Source organism: Bryocella sp. (assembly GCF_058498515.1).
This window is the reverse complement of sequence record NZ_JBMHYI010000021.1, coordinates 135,837-160,711: the sequence shown is the minus strand read 5'-3', so window position 1 is coordinate 160,711 and position 24,875 is coordinate 135,837. Positions and strand designations below refer to the sequence as shown.

Here is a 24,875-nt window from a genome sequence, read left to right as displayed (position 1 = left end):
TATGTGTTCGCACCGTCTTCTTCCGGCACTCGCGGTCGTCGCGCTGTGCGCCAATGTATCGCTGGCGATTGCCCAACACCCGGCGCCTGTGCCCGATGCGCATGGTTACGTCTATCCCGCAGAGAGTCTCGCCGCGCTGCATGCGGGATTTGAGCATCCTCCGGCGAATGCGCGGCCGATGGTGCGGTGGTGGTGGTTTGGACCGGCGGTGGTGAAGCCGGAGATTGCGCGCGAGCTGGCGCAGATGAAGGCCGCAGGCATTGGTGGAGCGGAGCTGGCGTTTGTGTATCCGGAGGTCCTCGATGATCCCGCGAAGGACCTGAAGAACCTCCACTGGCTTTCACCCGAGATGCTGGACGCGGTGACGTTTGCGCAGGACGAAGGTAAGCGCCTGGGTCTGCGCATCGATGTGACGCTGTGCAGCGGATGGCCGTATGGCGGGCCACACATCACGGCGGAGGATGCCGCGCGACGGCTGCGGTTGTTTGCCGTGCCGCTGCCTGCGGGGGCGACGAGCCTGCCGATGCCCAAGCTCGCGGACGCGGAGGAGATTGTCGCGCGGTTTGTTGCTGTGGGCAACGCGAAGACGTGGGATCCCGCAACGGCGAAGCTGATCACCGGCTCACACATTGATGCTGTGCCGGCAGGCCATGTCGCGCTGCTGTTTATCGATGGCCACACGGGCCAGCAGGTGAAGCGCGCGGCCGTTGGAGCGGAAGGTCCTGTGCTCGATCCCTTCAGCCACAAGGCTGTTGCGAATCATTTGAAGACCGTCGGTGAGCCGCTGGTGAAGGCGTTTGGAACGACTCCGCCCTATGCGATCTTCTCCGACTCGCTGGAGGCTTACGGTGCGGACTGGACGCCGACGCTGCCCGAGGAGTTCAAGAAGCGACGCGGCTATGACTTGTTGCCGCATCTGCCAGAGCTCTGGCTTGGCGGCACGCCTGCTGCCGAGAAGGTGCGCCATGACTGGGGCATCACGCTTACCGAGCTCATCAACGAGAACTACCTGACACAGATCAACGATTGGGCGCTCGGGCATGGCACACGCTTCCGTTCGCAAACCTACGGCGAGCCGGCGGTCACGCTTTCGAGCGAGCGGCTGGTTGACCTTGCCGAGGGCGAAGGACCGCAGTGGCGTGCGTTCTCGACACTGCGCTGGGCGACCTCTGCGAATCATCTCAACGGCCGGGCCGTGACCAGCGGCGAGACCTTCACGTGGCTGCACTCTCCGGTGTTTCGCGCGACGCCGCTGGATATGAAGGCCGAGGCGGACATCGATTTCCTTACCGGCGAGAACCTGCTGATCTTTCATGGGTGGCCTTACTCACCGCCGGATCATGAGGTGAACGAGCCTGGCTGGAGCCTCTATGCCGCCGGGGCTTTCAATGATCACAACCCATGGCATCCGGTGATGCCGGCGGTCACGGACTACCTCTCGCGTATGAGCTGGCTACTGCGGCAGGGCAAAGCCGCGAACCAGGTTGCGCTGCTGCTGCCTACCGACGATGCGTGGACCGCGTTCGCGCCCGGCAAGGTGACGGTGAGTGGAGCGATGCAGACGCTGGTGCCGAAGGAGCTGATGAGCGCTGTGCTGTCGGCGGGTTATAACCTCGACTTCATCGATGCGGAGACGATCGATCGCCAGGGACTGGGCGACCACACGCTGCTGCTGCTTCCGCCGACGGACCGCATTCCCGTTGCGACACTGAAGGCGATCGATGCTTTTGTACGCCGTGGTGGACATGCCGTCGCGATGGAGAAGTTGCCCTCACTCGATCCTGACGGCAAGCCGCTGGCCGATGTGAAACAGGCAACGCGGAGCATCGTGCTCACGCCGGATCCTGCGAGTGCGACGAAGGCTCTTAGCGCTGCGGTGAAGCCCGACCTCGCGATGAGCGACATCAGCGAGTACGATCGCGGCGTGGTGGGATTCATTCGGCGCACGATGCCTGGGGCTGATGCCTACTTTGTCGCGAATACTTCCAATCAGCCCGTGCACTTCACGGCGGACTTCGGAACGAAGTTTGCGAGCGGGCAGGAGTGGTCTCCGGACTCGGGCATTGCACGCCGCGACATCGCAGCGCGCGGTGTGAGCATCGAACTGGCACCTTATGAGTCGCGGGTGTATGTCTTCGCGAACGGTGGTGGGCGCATGCAACAGGCGGTCCACACGAATGCTTCGCCGCTTGCGGGACTGAGCGGTCAATGGGATATTCGTTTCGTTGGAACAGACGAGCAACAGCATACGGCGTTGCCCTTCGACTGGAATGCAGGCGCAACGCAGCACTACTCCGGTGAGGCTATTTACTCGCAGGATGTGACGCTAGATACGTTGCCCGGCGGCAAGGTGTACCTCGCGGTCGAGGGGGGCTCGCCCGAGGCCGGAGCACCCAATGCTCCGGCGGGACCGGAGCGTGCCAAGAGCGATCTCCTGCCCGATGGCACACCGAACCCACTGCTCACACGCACGGGACCGGGCACGCATGCCTACTTCAATGCACCCATCCGTGAAGCTGCGCTGATCACCGTCAATGGCAAGGCCGCCGGAGCGTTGTGGCATCCGCCATATCGGCTCGACGTTACAGCGTTGCTCAAGCAGGGCGTGAACCACATCGAGATTCACGTGTACAACACGGCGCTGAACGCGTGGTCTGCATTGCCGCCGCGTGACTATAAGCCGTTGATCGCGAAGTATGGCGATCGCTTCCAGATGCAGGATCTCGACAAGGTACACTCCTTGCCGTCGGGCATTCTTGGCACGGTGAAGCTGGAAGTGGAGGCACGATGACGAGCGTGGCTAAGGTACCGATGATGAAGATGCGAATTCGCCGTGCCGGCGCGTTCCTGCTGGGCAGCGTGGCGATGGCTACGCTCTCCTGCGCCGCGCAGGAGATGCCACAGCCCACGCCCGCCATGCAAGCTGGCATCGACAAGGACACGAGCCGCCACTTTGGCGATGCGCCAGCCGATCCTGGGCCGCTGGCTACCGATGTATCACCGGCACTGAACGCTGCTGCGATCGATAAGATGATCCGCAAGGTGGCTGATTGGGACCTGGCGCGATCGCGCCCTTACTGGGATCAGATCTGGACGGAGAGTGTGTTATATGCGGGCTTCATGGCTGCCTCCGATGCGACGGGGGACGCGAAGTACCGCGATGCGATGGCGTCGATGGCGGAAGGCTTTCACTATGGCTTCCGCAGCAAGCTTTCTAACGCGGACGATGAGAGCATCGCGCAGACATACCTGGAGCTGTATCTGCAGGGTGGCAAGAAGAACCAGGCCATCCTGGATTCGGTGCGCGCGAACCTCGATCAGACCATCGATCTGCCAACACTAAAACCTGGCGATCCGCGCATCCCGTGGTGGTGGTGCGATGCGCTGTTCATGGCTCCGCCGGTGTGGGCTCGCATGTATGCCGCGACGGGTGAACATAAGTACATCGACTACCTGAACGCGCAGTGGGCGAAGAGCTACGACCTGATGTGGGATAAGGACGAGCACCTGTATGCGCGTGATGCAAGCTTTGTGGGCAAGCTGGGACCGAACGGGAAGAAGATCTTCTGGTCGCGTGGGGAAGGCTGGGTGATGGGCGGGCTTGCTCGCACGTTGCAGTACCTACCGAAGGATGATCCGCGACGACCGTTTTACATCCAGAATTTGAGGGAGCTGGCGGCGCGCACGGCAGAGCTGCAGGACACTGATGGGCTGTGGCACTCGAGCCTGCTGGATGCGAAGGACTTCCCTGCACCGGAGATCTCGGGCTCTGCGCTGATCGTCTTTGGCATGGCGTATGGCGTCAACGAGGGCTTTCTCGATGCGGCGACATACAGGCCGGTGATCGAGCGGGCGTGGCGCGCGATGGTGACGCAGCATGTCTATGCCGATGGCCGGTTGGGCGGTATCCAGCAGACAGGAGCGGAGCCTGCATACTTCCTGCCATCGTCTAGCTTCCATTATGGCGTGGGAGGCTTCCTGCTGGCGGCTGCGGAGCTGCACCGCATGGTGACTCCGGCAATTGCGCCGGACCTGGTCGCCAACACCGATCCCGGCCTCTATGCGAAGCTGCATCTGCAAACTCCTGCGAACCCAAAGCTGCGCAGTATCTTCCTGGTGGGAGACTCGACTGTCCGCAACGGCAATGGCGATGGAGCGCACAACCAGATGGGCTGGGGCGACGAGCTGGCGCAGTTCTTCGATACGTCCAAGGTGAACATCGTGAACCGTGCCATCGGAGGACGTAGCTCGCGGACGTACATCAGCGAGGGCCACTGGGGTGAGACGCTGAAGCTGGTCAAGCGCGGAGATGTCATCCTGATCCAGTTCGGCCACAACGATGCAGGCCCGCTGGACGACAAGGACCGCGCACGTGGGAGCATCCATGGCGTCGGCGATGAGGCGAAGGAGATCGACAACCCTTTGCGCCATGTGCACGAGACGGTTTACAGCTTCGGGCACTATCTCGACGAGTATGTGAAGGAGGCACGTGCGAAGGGAGCTACGCCGATTCTCTGCTCGCTGGTGCCGCGCAATATCTGGAAGGATGGGCACGTGCAGCGGCAGGCCGACTCCTACCAGGGCTGGGCAAGAGAGATTGCTACACGCGACCATGTCGACTTCATCGATCTGAACGAGATCGTCGGGCGCAAGTACGATGCGCTGGGGCACGATGCCACGACGCCTTTGTTCGGCGATGGACATACGCACACGACCGCGGCTGGCGCGACGATCAACGCGGAGGCCGTGGTGAGTGGCCTCAAGGCGCTGAAGCATGATCCTGTGGCGAAGGACTTGTCCGCGAAGGGCGACGCGGTGGCTCCCTACAAGCCATGAGCGGGTGTTCGCGAACAAACGGGCTGCGGTCTCTTGCGAGGTCGCAGCCCGTTTTCTTTTCGTTGCGAGGGGCAATCGCAAAAGAAACCGCGTGCGGCCTGGGAAAGCGCCGCACGCGGGAGAAGTGAAAAGAGCCGTTAGAAGTTGAAGCTTCCGGAGAACTGGAAGTCGCGAGGGTTGGCCTGGGCGCCGGTGATCACACCAAATGCGGTGCCAGCGGTGGTTCCCGGGGCTCCCCACGCCGCAGTCGGAGCATTCAGCGTTGGATGGTTGAAGATGTTGATCACCGTCACGCGGGCCTGGAAGTTCAGACGGTCATAGATGTGAAACTGGCGCTGGACAGCGGCATCATCCTGCCAGAAGTACGGGTTGCGAAGACCGTACGGAGCCGTGCGGGGCGCATTGCCGATCATGGTGTATTTGGTTGAGAGATTCGAGCTAAACGTCGCCGGCGCCTTGAAGGCGTTGGGATCGATGTATTGGGTTTTGAAGTGACGATAGCCCGAAGCCAACTTTCCGTTGCCCGAGTAGGCAGGGTTGAGATCCAGCATGCAGGTACCGGAGTTCGCCGGGGCTGTGCAGCCGCCATACGTCGGCACAAAGGGAGTGCCGCTGTTGAAGCGGTAGATGCTGGACACCTGCCAACCGCTGGCAAGAGCACGTCCGATGGCAGTAGCGCCACCGAGGTGATTCTTGCCGAAGGGGAGCGCCCAGACGCCGAAGGCCGAGAGGGCATGGGTGTTGTCGGTGAGGGTGAGAGAACGCTCGATGCGATCCATAGAGTACGCCTTCCCCGAACCGGAGACAGCGCCGGCGGGGATATCGTAGCCGCTGCGGAAAGTGCCGTCGTCGCCCAGGTTGCGCGACCACGTGTAGTTCACAGAGTAGGTAAGGCCGTGGAAGCTGGCCTCATTCAGCGAGACCTGCAGGGCGTTGTAACTGAGGTTGCCAACGTTCTGACCCCAGAGATCGCTCACACCGGAGTACTGAGGAAAATGAACCAGCATCTGCGAGATCGTTGCTGAGGAACCAACGATCCCAGCATAAGGAACCTGGAAGCCAGAGAGCTTGCTTTGCACGATCGCCACGTTCGCCGGGGTGGCAGACGCACCGAGGATGGGAGCCGTGCCAGTGGAGTCGGCAACACCAGCGAGTGCCATCAGATACTTGGGGTCCAGCTGGTTGGACCACAAGCCCCGCGCATTGGAACCGCCAGTCAGGACAAAATGGCTCTCCGTACCCGCATAGTTGAGGGTCAGGGTCAACGACTTGGTCAACGCCTGCTGGATACCGGCGTTGTACATCGGGAATTCTGGAGCGCGGCCCGAGAGATACGGGTCGGCGTAGCTGACCGAACTGGCAGCCACGGTTGCGCCCCCGCTGACGTAGTTACCAGTGTTCACTGTCTGGGCACTGGCATTGACCGTAGGCAATGAGGGCAGCACGTAGTTGGGTCCACCGTAGGCTGTGTTCGCTGCGCCGATACTCTGGAAGTAGGCGCTATTGTTGAGGTAGTACGACGGCCCAGGAGCCCCATTCGCGATTGACGTGATCTCGTTGGGAGTGTTGGCATTCACATTGAAGCCTGCCTGCCCGGTGCCATTGCCTGCGCCGCCGCGGCCACCGACGCCGCCTCCGATCGAGTACACGATCGCGTAGCCTGCGCGGAAGATCGTCGTGGGAGTGATGGAGTAGGCCAGACCGATACGGGGGCCGAAGTTCTTGAAGTAGGTATTTACCGGGGTGCGGCAGTTGCAGCTCGCGCCCGCGCCACCGTGAGTGCCAGCGAATTCGAGCATACCCAGGTTGCCGGTAATGGTGTTGGTCAGGCTCGGGTTGAGATAACTCCATCGGTCCTGGGCCTCATGGAACGGCGGGAAGTAATCCCAACGCAGGCCGAGGTTCAGGGTCAGCTTGGGCGTGACCTTCCAGTCGTCCTGCACATAGGGCGACCAGTCATGGTAACGCCCACCCGTCTCAGATACGGCTTGCAGCGCAATCCCAGAGGTGGACTGACTGATGGCGCCCAGCAGGAAGCTGGCGTAGGAGAAGCCACTGCCGGCTACTGCTGAGGTTGCACCGGTGGGCGTGAAGGTGGCGTTCGGCTGGACGGTACCGCCTACAACGGCTGCCGTGGAATTCGCGGTGACAGACATCTGGTAAATTCCCGAGGGGCCGAGCTGCGAGGCTACGTTGTCTTCGAGCCACTGCGACTGAAAACCCAGCGTGAGGCTGTGTTGTCCCTTCACCCACAGGAAGTTATCCAGAAGCGTGAAGGTGTTCGGGATGGTGGTCTGCGTAGCTCCGCTGGCGCCGTTAGAGGTCCAGGTCGCCTCTGCCGTCGGGTTGGCCGTCGTCGTGCCGAATGCGACGGCTGGGAATTCCGTTGAAGCCTGGCCGGCAGGCAGATTCGTGATGCCGAGGTCGGCTGCGGCACGGTAGGGCGAGACCCCATCCGTAAGGCTGGTGATGGGTTGCCCGAAGCGGTTGAAGCCGAGCTTCAGCTGGTTGGTCATCGTGTTGCTGATCTGCCACGCATGCTCGATATCCGCAATGACCGGGATGATCGTTGCGTAGCCGCCGGCGGTATAGGGCAGCGGAAGAACAACTCCGGCGGTTGCCGTAACTGGCACGTTGCTTCCCACCGTGAAGGGCACGTTCTTCCGCACGCCATACGCACCCACCATCGACAGACGCTGCTTGGAGGTGAGGTCGAAGTCGGCACGGCCTGCGATCTCCCAGTTGTCATACCCGGAGGGAGTGCCGCCGAAGAAGTTGTTGACCAGGCCAGTGTTGTCGTAGTTGGTGGGCAGGTAGCTCTGCATCTTCAGCGCGAGGGGCGAGATCTCCGCCGTCGGGATAGTGTTGTTGGTGAAAGCGGAACGGCAGGCCGTGGTCGCCTTCGGAGGCGTACCGGGGATGGTTGCACTCACGCAGGCGCCATCGGTGGTCGGATCGTAGATCTTGACCGAAGTGCCCAGCTCGCTGAAGTTGCCGGTGCGCATCAGCGCCGTTGGGATTGTCAGGAAGTTGGGGTTGATGCCGGAGCGGCCGTGGTACTTGTCATACGTGACCTGAACAAAACCCTTCTTCTTCATGAAGGGAATGGGACCGCCGCCGGAGGCTACGAACTCGAACTGGTGCTCGTCCTGCTTCGGGGCGGCCACGGTCTGGCCGGAAGCGGTAACCACCGTCTGGTCCTTGGTGGCATAGGCGTAAGCGTCGAACATGCGTGCGCGAACGTAAGCCGCAACGGTGCCATGGTACTTGTCGCCGCCAGCCTTGATGGTGAAGTTGATGAGGCCAGCGCCCTGGTACTCGGCCGCGGGGGTGCTGGTCACGACCTGGAACTGGTCGATCGCTTCCACCGGAAGCGCGTTGGAGACGACGCGGTTGTCGCCCTGCTGATTGATGGTAGTAACCGGAATACCGTCCACGTACACGGCGGCGAGGTAGTTGCCGGTGCCCCCGATGATCGGCGCACGGGCTCCGCTCTGGGCGCCGGGAAGAAGGGTGGCAAAGGAGGTCGGGTCACGCTGCTGGCCGCTCATCTGCAGCGGAAGATTCTGGTAGACCTGGTTCTCGAGCACGCCACCGAGGGTCGCGTTCGTCGTCTGGAGCGCCGGGGGTGCGTCGGTAACGGTCACCTCGGCGGCCTGCTCGCCCACGTTGAGGACCGGGGTGAGGCCGGTCATCACCAGCGCGTCGACCTTGAGGTTCTTCTGGACGAAGGTTCCGAAACCGGCGGCCTTGACGGTGACCGTATATACACCGGGAATAATTGGGGAGATGGTGAAGAGACCATCGCTTGTGGACTGACGCGTTGTGTCCGTACCGCTCGCGTCGTTATGAGCGGTAACGGTGGCATTGGGAATCGCGGCGCCGGTGGAGTCGGTCACGGTCCCCTGGATACCGGCTTCGCCGCCGGTCTGGGCTTGCATCGGCTGATGGCCGAAGAACAGGCAGGTGAGGGCCAGCGCGATCGCGAGGAAGCGGCCAAAGCCGCTCCCACTGATGCGATCAGAGTGGCGTTGGAAACACAAAGGGCGAAGCGTCATCGAGGATCCTCCAAAAGCGATGCAGGGGTACTGTCTTACCGGCATAAAACCGTACGTCGGCGCTCGCACAAGTGTCAATAGGTAAATTGTTCCCCAATGAGCTAGATTCACGGCGAGGAGCCGTGCGCGTTTTCTTCAGCAGAGCACCGATTAGACCCTGCTATGTGGTTGATCCCAGAACGCCATGGGGACGGCCCACATGCACCGCGGGCCAGTCTCCGAAGAGGAGCTGGCCCACAGTGGGATCGCGTTGCGACAAACGGTGATTAGCAGGATTCCTCAGCCGGCTGAGACAGGGCCGAAAGAGACGGTCTACACTCCGCTCGCCACTTCCTGCTGTGCTTCGAGCATTGCTTTGCGGCGGGCCGGGAGATAGGGCCAGATGAGGACCTGGTAGGCTCCTCCGCCAAGCACGGCGCCGAGCAGAGGGGCGACGATAGGGATCCACCAATAGCTATCGGGCGAAGGAAGCGCGGACGCTCCCCAACCTGCGAAGAAGCAGAAGAGGCGTGGGCCGAAGTCGCGCGCAGGGTTGAGAGCCCAGGCTTCGAGGTAGCCCATGGAAGCGCCGATAAGCGCGACCAGAAGGCCGATCATGAGTGCTCCACCGTTGGCGCCGGGGGCGCTCTCGTTGAACTTCTCCGTGATGGCGAAGATGCCGAAGATGAGGAAGGCGGTCAGGATGATCTCATCCATGAAGGCGTGCATGGGATTGATGGCCAGACCGGGATGCGTGAAGAACATACCGGCAGCACCACCACCCGCGCGCGTGAGTTGGTGTGCGGCGTTGTAGCTATCGATGACCGGAGAGAACAGAAGATAGACCAGCGCGGCGCCGAGGAATCCGCCTACTACCTGAGCCAGCCAATAGGGCAGCACGCTGCGCCAGGAGAATTTGCGGTAGATGGCCAAGGCCAGCGTGACTGCAGGGTTCGCGTGGCAGCCGCTGACCGAGGCCGTGGTGTAGATGGCCATGGTGACGGCGAGTCCCCAGGCGATGCACACGCCCCAGTAAGCCTGCTGATAGGGGCTGGGGGTGTAGAGCGTGTACATCGCCGCGACCGAATCTCCGAAGGCGATGATGAGGAACATCGCCGTGGCTTCCGAGATCAGTTGTCCAAGGAACTCTCGCTTCATGGTGTTTCTCCTGCCGGTGCAGTGAGGAGTGCGTCAGCGTTTGCCGGCGCGCAGTTCCTCCGGCACCATCTCGGTACTTAACAGCCTGGCTGAATCCGTTAGATAGTAAGTGGGAATTTCAGGGTACTTCTCCTGCACCAGCAGCAGGGTGCGGAAGTCGAAGCTCTGGACGTCGGCGCGCTCCTGCATGTGGTACTGGCGGATGAAGCCGCACAGCGTATCGACGAAGGTGACGGGGTCGACGGTGTGGTTCTCCTCGAAGGCACTCGCGGGAACCTTGCCGGAAGCCTTCAGCTCCGCGAGAGTGTGACCTGTCATCGAGGCCATCATCGAGGCTTCGCTGATTCCTGAAGGCACGATCTTCGTCTCGAGGTTGAAGTGCACATGCTTCGCGGTATAGGCACGCGCCTTCGCCTCGGGGGTGTGGCTGCCTGGGCCGCTCTCGTAATACTTTTCGTAGAACGCTACGAAGCGGAAGAGCTGCGCGACGTTGGTCGGGGCGTAGGGACTGATCATGCCTTCGCGCTTCGCGAAGGCTACGGCAACGGGCGAGAGCCCGAGGTCGTTCTTTTGATCGGGGCCGAAGTGAAGCTTGTCGCAGACGAAGGTCTTCTGCGCGTCCGCCATCGAAATGTCTCTGGTGTAGACGCGGTCTTCGAGTGTGTAGGGTTTGCCGTCGGCGCGACGGCAGGACTGCGGATTGAGGAACTGATCGTGCCAGATGAGGGACTGATGGTCAGTCGTCACACCCGTGTCGGTCTCGATGGTATGGATGCCGTTGTCGAGGCCTCCCTCGAAGGCGGGCAGCGTGTTCTCCGGACGAATGCCGCGACCGCCGCGATGACCTTCGGCGTCCACGCGCTCAAGGTATGCGAGTTGCGCGGCATCGCCCTTCGCGGCGTCACGCGCTTCGAGGATGACCTTGTGCAGGATGTCGGGCCGGTCGGAGATGATGCCATCGACCTTGAGGGCCAGGAGCTGCTTCATCTGCTCGGGATCGTTGGTGGTCCAGGGCACCACCTTGAAGCCGGCCTTCTGCAATTCCGCGACATGCACCTCGGGGGTGGGGCCTAGCAGTGTGCTGAAGAGCGGCGAGAGTGCAGGCGGGTACTTCGTGTGGTGGGCGCGGGCATGGGCCGCGGCCTTCTGCATGAGCTCCATGTAGGGATCGCTCGTGGCCGAGTCGCTGCTCTGTGCCACGAGCATCGGGGCGCAAAGGGCAGCAGCGAACAGCGCGAGCGGGAGGAGCGTATGGAACAACATAGGGCAGCGACCTTTATAGCGTATGGGCGTGGAGCTTGGGGAAGAGATCTTCGAGTGCACAGCGTGGTCCTTTCGTCGGATCGTTCAGGGTTGGGCTCGTGTTGTGGCTCGGGGGGTTGACGGGTTGTGCGAAGGTGGCGGCGGTTAGGCTTCGCGATAGACGTAGCCCTGCGCCAGCTGAAGGAACGCGTCGAGATCGACCTGCTGCTGCTCGGCGGTGCGGTGCAATTCCGCAGCCAGCAGCGCACTTACTCGAGGCGCAGCTTCGATCGCAGCGCGGGAGTTGAGCAGCAGAGCGTGCGTGCGTCGGGCGAGGATGTCCTCCGTCGTGCGAGCGAGTTCATGCCTCGCAGCCCAGATCACTTCACGCGCGCGATAAGGCAGATCGGGATGCAGCAGGTCGTTCAGCTCGGGACGTTCTTCGGAGATTTGTTCGATGGCGGGAAAGTCCGTGCCATACACCTGCTCCCACTTCGAGGCGTCCGTGAGCGGCTGAGCCGGAGCGCCGTGCAGCTTCATGGTTGCGGTGCGTGAGGGATGCTTGGGCAGACCTGCGGACTCGGCGGCCTTGTCAATGGTGTCCTCGCCCATGCGGCGATAGGTGGTCCACTTGCCGCCGGTGATGGTGACCAACCCCGAGGGTGACATGATGACCTTGTGGTCGCGAGAGAGCTGCGAGGTCTTGCCGCTGCCGTGGCGTACGAGGGGACGTTGCCCGCTCCACACGCTCTGGATCTCGGCTGGCGCGGGTGTACGGCCCATGTACTTCGTGACGTGTTCGAGCAGGAAGTTGCGCTCGACGGGAAGCGCGCGTGGTTCGTCGACTCCATGCTCGACAGGTTCGTCCGTGGTACCCACCAGTACCGCGCCCTGCCAGGGGATCGCGAAGAGTACACGGCCGTCGCTGGTCTTGGGGATCATCATGGCGGTGTCGCCGGGCAGGTAGTCCTTCGGGAGCACGAAGTGCGTGCCCTGGCTGACGCTGAGCAGCGCCTGATTGGGGTGACCGTCCATGGCGAGCACCGTGCCTACGTTGACTCCGGTCGCGTTGATGACGACACGGGCGCGCAGGTCGAACTCAGCTCCTGTTTCGCGATCTAGAGCATGTGCTCCGCGGATTTTTCCGGCGTCTTCGATGAGGCTCGTGACCTCGCAGTAGTTGAGGGCGATGCCTCCGAGGTCTTCGACCGTCCGCATCAGGGTAATGGCGTAGCGCGAGTCGTCGAACTGGCCGTCGTGATAGAGGATGCCGCCGCGAAGATCGTGCCGCGCAGCGCCAGTAAGCAGCGCGCTCGCTTCGTCGCGCGAGAGCACGTAGGACTTGCCCAGCGAGAGCTTGCCCGACATCCACTCGTACACCTTGAGGCCGAAGCCGTAGTACGGCAGCGCGAACCAGTCGTAGGCGGGCACGACGAAGCTGAGGTCGTGGGCGAGGTGCGGCGCGTTGCGCAGCATGCGGCCGCGCTCCTGCAAGGCATCGAGGACTAGCGTGAGGTTCATCTGCTCGAGGTAGCGGACGCCGCCGTGGGCAAGCTTGGTGCTGCGGCTCGATGTGCCTTTGGCGAAGTCTGTGCGCTCGACGAGCAGCGTTCGATAGCCGCGCGAGGCTGACTCCACCGCGCAGCCGAGCCCGCTGGCGCCGCCGCCGATCACGAGGACATCCCAGATGATCGATGCATCACCGAGTTCGCGCAGTCGGTCTTCTCGTGTCCTCACGCCTGCTCCCACTCGCGGGCTCGCTCTAACGCGCGATGCCAAGTGGCGCGGACTTGTTTGCGCTGGTCGGCATCAATCTGCGGCTTGAAGTTGCGATCCATCTGCCACTGCTCACTGATGGCTTCGGTGTTCGCCCAGTAGCCAACGGCGAGACCCGCGAGATAGGCGGCTCCGAGCGCGGTCGCCTCAGCATTCTTCGGCCGTACGACTTCGATTCCCAGCACGTCCGACTGGATCTGCATGAGCAGATTATTGGCTGCGGCTCCGCCATCCACGCGAAGCTGCATGAGCGGCATGCCGGCATCGGCCTCCATTGCCTCGAGAACATCTGCTGCCTGCAGTGCGACGCCTTCGAGGGCGGCTCGTGCGATGTGGGCGCGGCCTGTGCCGCGCGTGAGGCCGACGATTGTTCCGCGGGCGTACTGATCCCAGTGCGGTGCTCCGAGGCCCGCAAAGGCAGGCACGATGACGACACCGCCGGAGTCCGGCACGGAGGCTGCGAGCTCTTCGATCTCCGACGACTTGCGAATGATCTGCAACTCATCGCGCAGCCATTGCACGACGGCTCCGGCCATGAGCATGCTGCCTTCGAGTGCATATTCGGTGTGGCCATCGATCTGCCAAGCGATGGTGGTCAGCAGGCGGCTCTTCGAGGTTACGGGCTTTTCGCCGGTGTTCATCAGCATGAAGGCGCCGGTGCCGTAGGTGCACTTGGCCATGCCGGGCTTGGTGCACATCTGCCCGAAGAGCGCAGCCTGCTGATCGCCCGCGATGCCAGCGATTGCGATGCCAGTGAGCAGGCCCTTCGTGCGACCGCACTCTCCGCTGGATGGAACGACCTTTGGCAGTACGGAGGCAGGCACGTTGAAGAGCGACAGCAGCTCTTCATCCCACTGCAGCGTGTGGATGTTGAAGAGCATCGTGCGCGACGCGTTGGTGACGTCGGTGATGTGCTGCTCGCCCTGGGTGAGCTTCCACACGAGCCAGCTATCGACGGTGCCGAAGGCGAGCTTGCCAACCTCGGCCTTGGCGCGCGCGCCCTCCACGTGGTCGAGCATCCAGACGAGCTTGCTGGCCGAGAAGTAGGCATCGGGCAGCAGGCCAGTCTTCTCCTGGATCTTGGGAGCGAGGCCGCGTTCTCGTAGCGCATCGCACCATGCAGAGGTGCGGCGGTCCTGCCACACGATGGCGGCGTAGACGGGCTCGCCGGTCTCGCGGTCCCAGAGGATGGTGGTTTCACGCTGATTGGTAATGCCGATGGCAGCGATGTTGCGCTCGGTGAGGTCGGCAGCGGCGAGGGCTTCGTTGACCACACCGCTCTGCGACGACCAGATGTCCATCGGGCAGTGCTCGACCCAGCCGGGCTGCGGGAAGTGCTGCTCAAAGGGCCGCTGCGCGAGTGCGACGACGTTGCCGGCGGCGTCGATTACCATCGCGCGCGAGCTGGTCGTGCCCTGGTCGAGCGCGAGAATGTATTGCTTGTCTGCCATTGTGTCCTCTTCCCGTTGCGCATTCCGTACGTGCAGGAGCGCGATTCCGCGCGCAGGGAGAGCATACCTTCGGAAGCGTTGCTACAACAAAGAGCGAATGAAACAAAGACGCGGCCCGGGCCTGTGTGGGGCCCGGGCCGCGTGCGGAGGGTTAGTAGAGGATCTTCAGACCGAACTGGATCACGCGCGGTGTGAAGGTGCTGGTGATCTGGCCGGTGTTGGTGACGCCATTGGTGACGGTGGGAGCGGTGATGGTACTTACCGGGACCGATCCGCCGACGCCAGCGATCGTAGTGGTGGTTCCCTGTGAGAGCGAAAGCGCGCCGGGCAGGTAGTAGTTGGTGTGATTGAAGAGGTTGTAGAACTCCGTGCGGAACTCGACCTTGAGACCTTCGACCGGCGTGGCGAACTTCTTGTTGATCGCGAAGTCGGTCTGGTAGAAGGCAGGTGAACGGCCGGGGTTGCGGCTTGCGGTGCCAAAGGGGCTGAGCAGGTTGGCAGAGGCGTCTTTGACCGGCGGCAGGACGAAGGCGTTGACGTTGATGTAGTCGACGTAGCCCGTTCCGTTGGTGGCGCGGATGCCGGTGCCGTTCGTGACCTTGCTACCTGGTACACGGTCAGGACGATACTCGTTGGCGCCGCGGTAGGTGGCGGTGATCTGAGGCGAGAGCTGCTGGCCGCCGGAGACCGTGGGGCCGCCGGTGTAAGCAGGGGTGCTGGCGCCGCTTGGCGAGTAGGTGACGTTGAAGGGCGTGCCGGCCTGCGCGGTGTTGATGAGGCTGATCTGCCATCCACCGAGCAAGGACTCGCCTGCACCCTTCATGTCATGCAGGAAGGGCTTGCCGTTGCCGAAGGGAAGCTCGTAAACGAGGCTGGTGACGTTGGAGAGCGGAAGATTGTAGTCCGACTGCGAGTAGTCCGCGCGGATGTTGTTGGCGTCCTGCGGCGAGGGTGTGTTGCCTTCGAGCGAGGCGCTGGCATTATCCAGCGAGTGCTGCCAGTTGAAGGAGTTGAGCAGCGTGAGTCCGCCCGAGAAGCGCTGTTCGTACTTGGCCTGCAGCGAGTTGAAGTTGGAGGTGAACTCGTTGAGGGCTTCCGTGATGTCCGAAGGCCAGCTACCGAATGGGCGAGCGAAGCCGGCGGAGGGGTTCTTCTGGTTGCCGTTGAGGAAGCCCTGCAGCTTGAGACCGTGGTTGCCGACGTAGGCGATATCGAGCACCGAGTTCTTGATCAGGGTGCGCTGCACCGAGAGGAAGTAGCTCTCCACGTAGCTGTCGCGCGTGTTCTTGGGGACCCATGTGATGTTGTCAGTGGCGGGGTTGAAGCTGGTCACGAGGCCGCTGGGATAGCCCTGGCTGGCGGTGGCGTAGCAGGAAGGCGTGGTGGCGCCGGTGGCGATGATCTGCGGGGGCAGCGGCGTGACGCAGTGGTTGGCGACGGTGGGCGCGATCTGCGTGACCGAGGCAAACTGTGCCTGGGGAGCGTTGATGTTGAGGATGTCGCCCGAACCGGCGCGGGTGTAGTGGACGTAGCTAACGCCGAAGCCGCCGCGGATGTCGGTCTTGGGCGTGGCGGCGTAGGAGAAACCGATGCGCGGGGCGAAGTCGTTGAGGTCTGGATTGACCAGGGTGCGACCGTAGACGCCGCCAAGGGAGACGGGTGTGATGCCGTTGCCCTGCACGGCGCCCGGTGTTGTGGTGAGCACGGTCTGGGTGGTCGGATCCCAGTTGGAGATGTTGTTGTGCAGGTCGGCGTAGGGCGAGCCGTACTCCCAGCGCAAGCCCAGGTTGAGCGTCAGATTCGGGAGCGGCTTCCAGTCATCCTGCGCGTAGACGCTCTCGATGTTCTGGGTGAGGTGGGCGACGTAGTAGTTGGCGAGGGAGTAAGCGCTGGTAGTGCCGAAGAGAAAGTCGGCCCAGTAGGTATCGGCGACGGTGGAGCCGCCGGCGTTGCTGTAGCCGCCACCATACGTGTAGGAGCCGTAGAGGGGGTTGTTGTCGTTCACCGCCATCCAGATGTGCTCGAACTCATAGCCGAACTTCATCGAGTGCTTGCCCTTGACCCAGGAGAAGTTGACTTTGGGGTCGAGGAAGGCGGGGTTCTGCCACTGGGGGTTGGTGCTCTGGCGGCCGAATGCTGTGAAGCCGCCCGTGATGCCGACGGAGGGAAGGCCGCCCGCGACGACCGGGTTGCTGGGCAGGCCGGGGATCGAGAAGACGTTGTCGCCGATGGAGAGCGTGTACTTGCCGGCCTTGGTGCGGTTGAGGCCGATGCGGGCATCGAGCACCTTGTTGTCGCCGATCTGCTTGGTGGCGCCCATCATGATCTGCTGATCGAGGATGCGGATCTTGCCGTTGGTCTGGCCGTCGAGCGGGAGTGGGATCGCCGGATAGTTGACGCCGTTCTCCTTGCGATCGCTGATGCGGAGGAAGGTGCTGAGCTTAGGGTTGACCTGGTAGTCGAGGCGAAGGTCGCCCTTGTCGGCGTTGTCGGTGAAGGGCACCTGCACGGCGTAATCGTTGGAGGCGGCGCCAGTGGTCGGAAGGCCGCTGATCGGAAGTGCCGAGGAGATCTGCTTGAAGTAGTTCACGATCTGCAGGGAGAGCGGGTCAAACGCGGTGGTCGGAATGGCGGTGCCGGCGGCGTAGGTGGCGCCCGTGGTTGCGTTCTTCACCGGAACGACGAGGATGCCGTTGAGCTCGTTCTGCGTGGGTAGCGTGAGTACGCTGAGCGGCTTGAGCACCTGGCGGAAGCCTTCGTAGTCGAGGAAGAAGAAGAGCTTGTCCTTGAGGATGGGGCCGCCGAAGTTGACGCCGAACTGATTGCGGTTGAACGTGGGCTTCTTGAACGGTGTGGTGATGCCGGTGCCACCGACCTGCGTTGGCTTGAAGAAACCTGTCGCGTTCAGGTCGGTGTTGCGGATGAACTCGTACAGAGTGGCGTGGTACCGGCTGGTACCGCTCTGGGTAGCCACGTTTACGGTTGCGCCGGAGCTGCGTCCATATTCGGCGCTCTCGTTGTTGGTCACTACCTGGAACTGAGCCACGGAGTCGGGCGGGACGGCGATGATCTGGTTGTCGAAGCCCTGGTTCGACTCGCCATAGGCGTTGTTGTCGAGGCCGTCGAGCAGGAAGTTGTTGAACATCGAACGCTGGCCGTTGATGTTGTAGGCGCCGGCGCGGACGAGCGAGTTGATGGAGCTGGTGGTCGCCGCGGTGGGCGCCTGGCGCGAGCCGGGAATCAGCGCGAGAAGGTCCGAGTAGTTTCGGCTGACGAGCGGGAAGGCCTCGCTCTGGTAGCCCGTGATGATCTGGCCACGCTCGGAGGTTTCGGTCTCGAGTTGCAGCGCGACGTCCGAGACCTCAATCGTGACATCCTTGCCGGCAACGGGGAGCGAGAGATCGATGCGCTGACGGCCACCGACGGATACAGCGATGTTCTGGGCCATGGCTTCAGAGAAGCCCTGCGCCGTAGCGCTGATGCGGTACGATCCCACGTGCAGTGTGGGGACCTCGTAATCGCCGTTGCTGTTGGTCTTCGTTTGCGTCGCGATGCCTGTGGCGATGTCCGTCACGGTGACGGAGGCGTTCGCGATGGGTGCACCGCTGGAGTCCTTGATGGTGCCGAGAAGACTGCCGTTGTCATACTGCGCCTGCGCGACGGGCGCGACGCCTAGGATCGCAAGGAACGCGACGGCGGCCAGCAGGAATGCGGCGAGCCTGTTCGTGAGATCGGTACGGAATCCTGATCTGAATTGCATATCGAATGTGCCTCCGAAAGTATGTAGGAATGCAAGGATGGCGTCCGCTGTCACCGGTTACGGAACAGCGGCTCTTTTATGTGCCGGACGGGAGAAATGCGCAGCAGCATGGGCTCAACGGGTTGCGCAGACGAAATCTGATCCGACAGGGGTTGACCCCACTATGCCGTTCTCGTGTTGCGGTTCCATCAACATGCATCCACAGGGCGAGGACCTTCGATGTGCAACGCGGCCGCGAATTCATCGTGTGTTCACGCAAAGCAGTGGTCTCAAACGCCAGGGGATTTGGGAGCAAACAACTGCTTCAACCGGCGGAGAGCCGGTCGTATGGTGCGTTTGGGGTCGTGCCTTTGGGGCCGCGCACTTGCTGCGGGCCGTGTGCTATGCGGGTATGGCGAGCAGCGGAGCGACGTACGCCGGCACCCTGTGACGCGGGGTCGCGGCAACGATCGATTCGATCTCGGCAACCGTTCCGAGGCCTCCGCGAGCGCCGGTAAACATGCAGTTGCGTGCAGCTGCGGCGCAGGAGAACTCCAGGATGCGCTCGAGCGGCCAGCCCTGCAGCAGACCGAAGATGAAGCCGGCGTGGAAGGTGTCGCCCGCTCCGGTCGTATCCACGACAGGTACGTTGAAGGCAGCGCAGTAAAAGAATTGCCTGCCATCGAAGGCAAGAACCCCACCGGGCCCCAGCGTGGTCGCGGAGAGTGCGTTGCCGAAGCGCTCATGCATCGCCTGCAGGGCCTTGGCGTAGTCGGTCTCGCCCATGAGAGCGCAGGGGAAATCGCGGCTGACGATGAGGTAGTCGATCTTTTCGAGCAGCTCCTCGACACCGGGATAGGGCTCGTCGAGGTCCGCGATGACGGGCACGCCAGCCTCGCGCGCCCAGGTGGCTGCGAGCGTCGCGGCGGCGGTGTCGTAGCCATCGACATGCAGCGCGCGAGCGTTCACGATCCACTCGCGCTGAATCTCTTCGGGGCGCAGGGTCAGGCGGGGATCGCGGCGGCCGAGCACGGTGCGCTCTCCGTCGTGGTCGACCAGGATGAGGGACTTGTGGCTGGCGGCTCCAGGGACGTTGACGATCCTGGCCTCGACGCCCGCGCGCTCGAACTCGCGAGCATGAAGACGTGCGGCATCGTCGTCGCCCAGCTTGCCGACATAACGAGAGTTGAGACCCCAGCGTGCGCACGCTACTACCGTCGAGGCTACCTGTCCACCGGGCATCACGGTTTCATCGCGATAGCCGATCTTGGAGCCCCGCTCCGGGTAATGGTCAACGGCGATCACCGTATCCGTGGCATTCAGGCCAACACCGACTAGGTCCACGGACCGCACAGGCAAAGACATATTCCATATTGTAAAGGCCTATTCATAAAGGAGCGATTTTGCTTATGTTTCGCCCGTCGTGCGTCTCGTCCGGTTGGAACTTTGTCGGGTCTAGATCAGGAACCGCTCGTGGGCTTCGCGAGTCAGTTCTTCACGGAACTGTGGCGCCGCGAGGCCGATCAATGCCGTCGCCCGCTCCGTCGACGACATTCCCTTGAGGTTGGCGAAGCCGTTCTCCGTCACCACGTAATGGATGTCGGTGCGCGGTGTCGTCACCGGGCCGGAGAGCCTGGGCACGATCTTGCTGATGGCGCCGCCCTTGCATGAAGACTGGAAGGCGAGGATGGACTTACCGTTGTGGGAGGCATACGCTCCGCGCACGAAGTCGAGCTGGCCCCCCGTGGCGGTGAACTGATGCCCGTTGACGTGCTCCGAGTTGCAGGCTCCGGTGAGGTCCATCTCAATGGTGGAGTTCACACTGACGACATTGTCATTCTGCGCGATCACGTGAGGATCGTTCACGTAAGAGACAGGGTGGCTCTCGAGCCCGATGTTCTCATGCATGAAGTCGTACATCTCGCGGTCGCCGAGAGCGAAGGTGAAGACGCTCTTGCCATTGTTGACGGCCTTGTAGCGATTGGTTACCGCGCCGCTCTGGATCAGCTTCGCGATGCCCGGCGTGAGGACCTCGGTATGGACTCCCAGGTGCTTGCGCTCACGAAGGGCATCGCACACGGCGTTGGGAAGGCCGCCGACACCGAACTGCAGGCAGGCATGATCCGGAACGAGCCCTGAGATGTGCCTGGCGATGGCAATTTCTTCCGCCACCACCGTGCGCGGTGCATGCTCCAGCAGTGGCACGTTGTTCTCGACGATGGCGTGCACCTCCGAAACATGCAGCTGCGAACGGCCGAAGACCCGCGGCATCTGGGGATTGACCTCGATGAGCAGCCTCTTCACGTGGCGTGCAACCGTCGAGCTGTAATCGTTATTCGTGCCGAAGGTGAAGTAGCCGTCCTTGTCCATGGGTGAAACGGTGATCAGCAGCGTGTCGACGTTCACATCATCCGTAAGGAAGCGGGTGGCCTGGCTGAAGGAGTTGGGCACATAGAAGACGACCTTGCGGCCGCCGTCGGCGAGGCCGCGCCGTTCGAGTTCTCGCTCACCGGCCTGCCAGAACATGCAGTGCGGCAGGATGCGGCCCATGAGCTCATAGCGCAGGATGGACTCGCGCATGTGGTGCTCGGAGTGGTAGTAGTAGACGCGGACCTGGTCGATGGCGCCGGCCTCGGCGCGGCGCGCGAGAGCGTGCATCAGCGCCGGGGGCTGCGAGATGGCCTGGCCTACGACCACCCTGGCGCCGCTGGGGATTTCCTTCACGGCGTTGTCCGCATCCGTGAGCTTCGACTGGTATTGCTGCTCCCAGTTCATCGTGGTTCTCCTTGGATCCCTATCCGGGTTGCTCTGCGAGTTGCCAAGCCTGCTGCGAGGTGCGAAGTGGAGCGCTGTTAGCAGACGGTCAACACCGGACATTTCGCTTCTGCGAGAATCTGCGGCGTCACACCACGCTCCAGATGACGCAACGCAAATGTGGAGCGGCGTGCGCCGAGCACGATGAGGTCTGCCTTGACGCGCCCCGCGAGTTCAAGGATCGCCGCTACCGGCTCGCCATGCGCAACGACCGTGTGCGGCGTGCACCAATCGGAGGTGAAATCGGGAACGAGACGACGCAGTTCTGCACGGAAGCCCTCTTCTTTCTCCGCTGTCAGCTGTTCGCCGGGACCGGCCACGTAGCTGTAGTAGAGCTCAGACGCACTGTCTTCCGCGAACGAGAGGGCGAAGGCCGCGGCCCGCGCGGCTTGCGGTGAGAAATCGGTGGCGTAGACGATGCTGCGGAAGGTCAACGGGCCGGGCGCGGGGGATTCGCACTGCGGTCCAACCGTGAGCACAGGATGCGAGGTCTCGCGCAGCACAGCCTCCGCCGTGGAGCCGAGCAGAAGCCGATCGAGGCCGGTGCGGCAGCTTGTGCCGAGCACGATAAGGTCTGCGTGCCGCTCCTCGATCATGTCCAGCAGTCTCCGGGCGGGAGGATGTCCTTCGGCGAGCACTGCATGTGCGTCGAGGCCCATCGAGAGCATCTTGCGCTCGACAAGCTGGAGCCGCTCACGGCGCATGTCCATGCGGAGGTTGTCGAGCGGCGCGAGGACGCCGTCCTCATAGGTGCGATTCTGGGCGGGATCGTAGATGTGGACGGCATCGACCGCGGAGCCAAAGCGCAGGCCGAGGGCCATCGCGTAGGATCCTGCAATGCGTGACGACTGCGAGAAGTCAGTGGCCATGAGAATATGCTCCACGTTTAGCGCGGGACGAGTTCCGATGACTGGCATAGGTGCCTCCGTGGGCCGACGCCGGGAGTCCGCATCTGCCCTCATTTCATCCTCATTCGATCCCTTCTTGCCAGCGCGCACGGTGATAGAGGTCACGCCTCGCTCGGGAGGCCGGTCACCTCTCCCGGATTGGCGAAGGAGGCGCTCCGTGTGACCGATATCACGCCCTGATCGACGTTCGATGGCCGAAGATAGTCCGGTACCCGCCCAGGCATTCCGCCTGGGCTTCGCGACGGCCGCGGCCATCGCATCCTGCATCGGGCACGCTTCGCACCGTGCCTGACGCTGCAACGGGAGATCCCTCGCTATGACAGAGACCACGCGCTATTGGGCAGCCGGACTGTTTCGCGGCACTGCCGCCGTGCTTGCCGGTACTGGCACACTGTTTCTTCCTTCTATCGCCACGTCGGCGATGAGCTCAGGCACGAGCTTGTCCACGTCTACGGTGTGCCTTGCTTCGTTTCTCGCCATCGATTCCTCAATCGTCGCGGTGACAGCATGGAAGGCCGGTGGTCCGCGCCACCAGCGGGCGGTGATGCGGGGACAGGCAGTGCTGGGCGGAGTGGTCGCGGCCTCGCTGCTGACGATGCTGGCCACGCAGGTCTCGACCCCCTGGCTGCTGGGCATGGCATCGTTGCCGGCGCTTGCGTCGGCGATGACGGCGCTAGCGACTGCGGCGTGTCCCGGGGCGAAGTACCGCGCCTCGGGCTGCTATCTCTCGGCGGCAATCTCGCTGATCGCCGCGGCAATGCTGCTCGGGAGCGCCTCGCTCGGCCATGCGTTCGCGGCCTGGAGTATCAACCTCTATCTGTGCCTCGTGGGTGCGGAGCTGATCGTGCTCTCGGGAAGCATGCTCGCCAGCCAGGATGGTTCGCTGGTCCGCGAGGCCGAGCCGGCAACCTGCCGATAACCGTTTGTTCCTGAAACAGAGAAGAGCGCGGGCTGAAGCCCGCGCTCTTCTTATTGACATGATGTTCGTCCTACTGCGGTATGCCCAGGTCCGCCAACGCCTTCGGATTTGCCTCGTCGGTAGCCGCCAGGTTGTGGCAGGTAGCGCAATCGTTGTTGATGGTCTTCCCGCTCTTCGACGTGTGGCTGCCGTCATGGCAACGGAAGCAGCCGGGATAGTCGTTGTGGCCCAGGTTGTTGGGATGGGTTCCCCACGTGACCTTCATGGCCGGAAAGATGTTGTGATCGTAGATCGAGGTCAGAGCCTTTGCGGCAGCTTCCACCTGGGGACGCTGCGAAGCGTACACCTGGGGATACTGTGCGCTGTAGAACTGCTCGAGCCCCTTGGTGATACCCGTCTGGGCATCCTCCTGGGTCCTGTACTCGGTCTTCAGTAACGCCATGCCTTGCTTGTGGATGAAAGGCAGAGCGGCGTTGGGAGTGCCAGCCGTCATGTAGCGGTCGAGCGCCTGCTGCGCCGTATCGAAGGAGTGCGCCGCCCGGTTATGGCAGTCGATGCAGTCCATGGTGTGGCGGTTCCCTGCCGGCGTTCCCTTGGCGTCGCTGGACAGGAACTCCGTGACCGAGCCATCGGGATTGGTGATGGCGACATACGGAATCGTCTGCGCAGCATTATCCGTTGCGATGTACTCGATGTGTGCGGAGTGCGCGCCATGGATGCCGGTCCACTGTCCGAGCACATTGCCACCACCCACGTGCATGACAGCCACGGTGTGCGTCAATGAGTTCTTCTCATCGTCTCCGAAGGTGTTATCGATGTGAATGCGATCGCCGATGTTGCGATCCGGGTTGTGGCAGTTGAGGCAGGTCAGATTGGCGGCGGGGACCTTGTTGTCCGCCATGATCGGCGTCGGCCACTTGTGCATGAGCACAAGTGCGAGCTGCTTGGTGCCGTTCATCTTGGCATGGACAAAGCCGCCCACACCGGGAGCGATATGGCAGTCCGTGCATGGCACGCCGCGGTGCGAGGCCATGTGGTAGGCCTGAAACTCAGGATCCATCACGTGGCAGGCCTGGCCGCAGAAGCTGGGAGTGTCCATGTAGGCCACGCCGCGATAGGCCGCGGTGCCTACGATGACGAAGTTGATCGCGGTCGCGATCGCCACAAACTCGATGCCGTGGCGAAAGACCGGGTCGCTCATGTTAATCGCGGGGAAGACAGACGGAATCTCTCCCGCAGCCTTGAGGCCACGCTGCCGCAGCAGAAGACCGACCGCGATCATCACGAGACCGAGTACGAACAGCGCCGGAAGCGCGAAGTCGACGATGATACCGATGTACGGGTTGTTGCTGCCCGCATGGCCCAGCACGTCGACGACCCAGAAGCCAATGAGAACCAATGCGGAGGCGCTGGTCAGCGCGCCGCCGATGAGACTTAGCCGGTTGTTGCCATAGAAGAAGAACGGCCGGATCCAGTTCTTCCTGAAGCTTTCGAAGTCAGCCATCGTTCTGTGTTCCTTTCGCTTCCGTCGTGGGCAGGGTATGCGCGGCGAGGACGCGCTTCAGCTGACGGGCCCATCGGCCTGTCGCGTCAGCGCGTCCTCGCTGCGGTGGCGTCGCGGAGGCTGCGACGCCGTTGTGTTGCGGTTACTTACCCAGCGACTTGAGGTAGCCGACAACTTCCTTGATCTGCGGGTCAGTCAGCTTGCCCTTGTATGCCGGCATCTTACCTTTGCCGTCCGTGGTGATCGCAACGAGATCGTCTCCCGCCTTGAACTCCTTCACCGAAGGAACATGCATCGCCTTGCCGGCGCCGGTCTGAGCCAGGCCATCTGCACCGTGGCACATGGCACACTTGGCCTTGAAGGTATCCGCACCGGCCTGGGCCATGGCAGCGCTGGCCGAAAGCGCCAGGGTCACTGCCAGTCCGATCCTGATGATTCTGTTCATCCCAAATCTCCTCGTTCCGGTTGAACTGCGTTGATGAGGGTGACCC

Annotated in this window: 14 protein-coding genes; 3 read left to right on the top strand and 11 right to left on the bottom strand. The window is 62.6% G+C overall.

Going from position 1 to position 24,875, the window contains the following annotated elements; genetic code table 11:
• Position 1: 1 nt before the first annotated feature.
• Positions 2–2,791: a glycosyl hydrolase gene (locus AC5E6W_RS06590; protein WP_491751471.1), complete on the top strand. Its 2,790-nt coding sequence runs from the start codon at positions 2–4 to the stop codon at positions 2,789–2,791.
• Complete coding sequence (locus AC5E6W_RS06585; protein ID WP_491751470.1) at positions 2,788–4,836, top strand: glycoside hydrolase family 88 protein; 2,049 nt, start codon at positions 2,788–2,790, stop codon at positions 4,834–4,836. The genes AC5E6W_RS06590 and AC5E6W_RS06585 overlap by 4 nt, the downstream gene beginning before the upstream one ends.
• A gap of 137 nt (positions 4,837–4,973) precedes the next feature.
• On the opposite strand, the gene AC5E6W_RS06580 is transcribed toward AC5E6W_RS06585, so the two are convergent.
• The 9 genes from AC5E6W_RS06580 to AC5E6W_RS06540 form a co-directional block, all read right to left on the bottom strand.
• Complete coding sequence (locus AC5E6W_RS06580) at positions 4,974–8,894, bottom strand: carboxypeptidase-like regulatory domain-containing protein (protein ID WP_491751469.1); 3,921 nt, start codon at positions 8,892–8,894, stop codon at positions 4,974–4,976.
• Positions 8,895–9,206: 312 nt separating this feature from the next.
• Positions 9,207–10,031, bottom strand: coding sequence for an MIP/aquaporin family protein (locus AC5E6W_RS06575; RefSeq protein ID WP_491751468.1), 825 nt, complete (start codon positions 10,029–10,031; stop codon positions 9,207–9,209).
• Positions 10,032–10,064: 33 nt separating this feature from the next.
• The gene (locus AC5E6W_RS06570; protein ID WP_491751467.1) at positions 10,065–11,237 is read right to left on the bottom strand and encodes a glycerophosphodiester phosphodiesterase family protein; all 1,173 of its coding nucleotides are present in this window, start codon (positions 11,235–11,237) and stop codon (positions 10,065–10,067) included.
• 201 nt (positions 11,238–11,438) lie between these two features.
• Complete coding sequence (locus AC5E6W_RS06565; protein ID WP_491751466.1) at positions 11,439–13,010, bottom strand: glycerol-3-phosphate dehydrogenase/oxidase; 1,572 nt, start codon at positions 13,008–13,010, stop codon at positions 11,439–11,441.
• A complete protein-coding gene (gene glpK / locus AC5E6W_RS06560) occupies positions 13,007–14,500 on the bottom strand; it encodes a glycerol kinase GlpK (protein ID WP_491751465.1) in 1,494 nt (497 codons plus the stop codon). The genes AC5E6W_RS06565 and glpK overlap by 4 nt, the downstream gene beginning before the upstream one ends.
• 151 nt (positions 14,501–14,651) lie before the next feature.
• On the bottom strand, positions 14,652–18,260 hold the full coding sequence (locus AC5E6W_RS06555; protein ID WP_491751464.1) for a TonB-dependent receptor: 3,609 nt from the start codon (positions 18,258–18,260) through the stop codon (positions 14,652–14,654).
• A gap of 381 nt (positions 18,261–18,641) precedes the next feature.
• Complete coding sequence (locus AC5E6W_RS06550) at positions 18,642–19,592, bottom strand: carbohydrate kinase family protein (RefSeq protein WP_491751525.1); 951 nt, start codon at positions 19,590–19,592, stop codon at positions 18,642–18,644.
• A 102-nt stretch (positions 19,593–19,694) separates the two neighbouring features.
• A complete protein-coding gene (locus AC5E6W_RS06545; protein WP_491751463.1) occupies positions 19,695–21,014 on the bottom strand; it encodes an acetyl-CoA hydrolase/transferase family protein in 1,320 nt (439 codons plus the stop codon).
• A gap of 77 nt (positions 21,015–21,091) precedes the next feature.
• Positions 21,092–21,970 (bottom strand): universal stress protein, encoded by an 879-nt coding sequence (locus AC5E6W_RS06540; protein WP_491751462.1) that lies wholly within the window; start codon positions 21,968–21,970, stop codon positions 21,092–21,094.
• 307 nt (positions 21,971–22,277) lie between these two features.
• On the opposite strand from AC5E6W_RS06540, the gene AC5E6W_RS06535 reads away from it, so the two are divergent.
• Entirely contained in the window at positions 22,278–22,880 is a 603-nt protein-coding gene (locus AC5E6W_RS06535; protein ID WP_491751461.1) for a hypothetical protein, read from the top strand.
• Positions 22,881–22,950: 70 nt separating this feature from the next.
• Here the strand turns inward: AC5E6W_RS06535 and AC5E6W_RS06530 are convergent, their stop codons facing one another.
• Both AC5E6W_RS06530 and AC5E6W_RS06525 read right to left on the bottom strand, forming a co-directional pair.
• Positions 22,951–24,384, bottom strand: coding sequence for a cytochrome c3 family protein (locus tag AC5E6W_RS06530; RefSeq protein WP_491751460.1), 1,434 nt, complete (start codon positions 24,382–24,384; stop codon positions 22,951–22,953).
• Between the two features lie 142 nt (positions 24,385–24,526).
• A complete protein-coding gene (locus AC5E6W_RS06525; protein WP_491751459.1) occupies positions 24,527–24,829 on the bottom strand; it encodes a c-type cytochrome in 303 nt (100 codons plus the stop codon).
• Between the last annotated feature and the right edge of the window lie 46 nt (positions 24,830–24,875).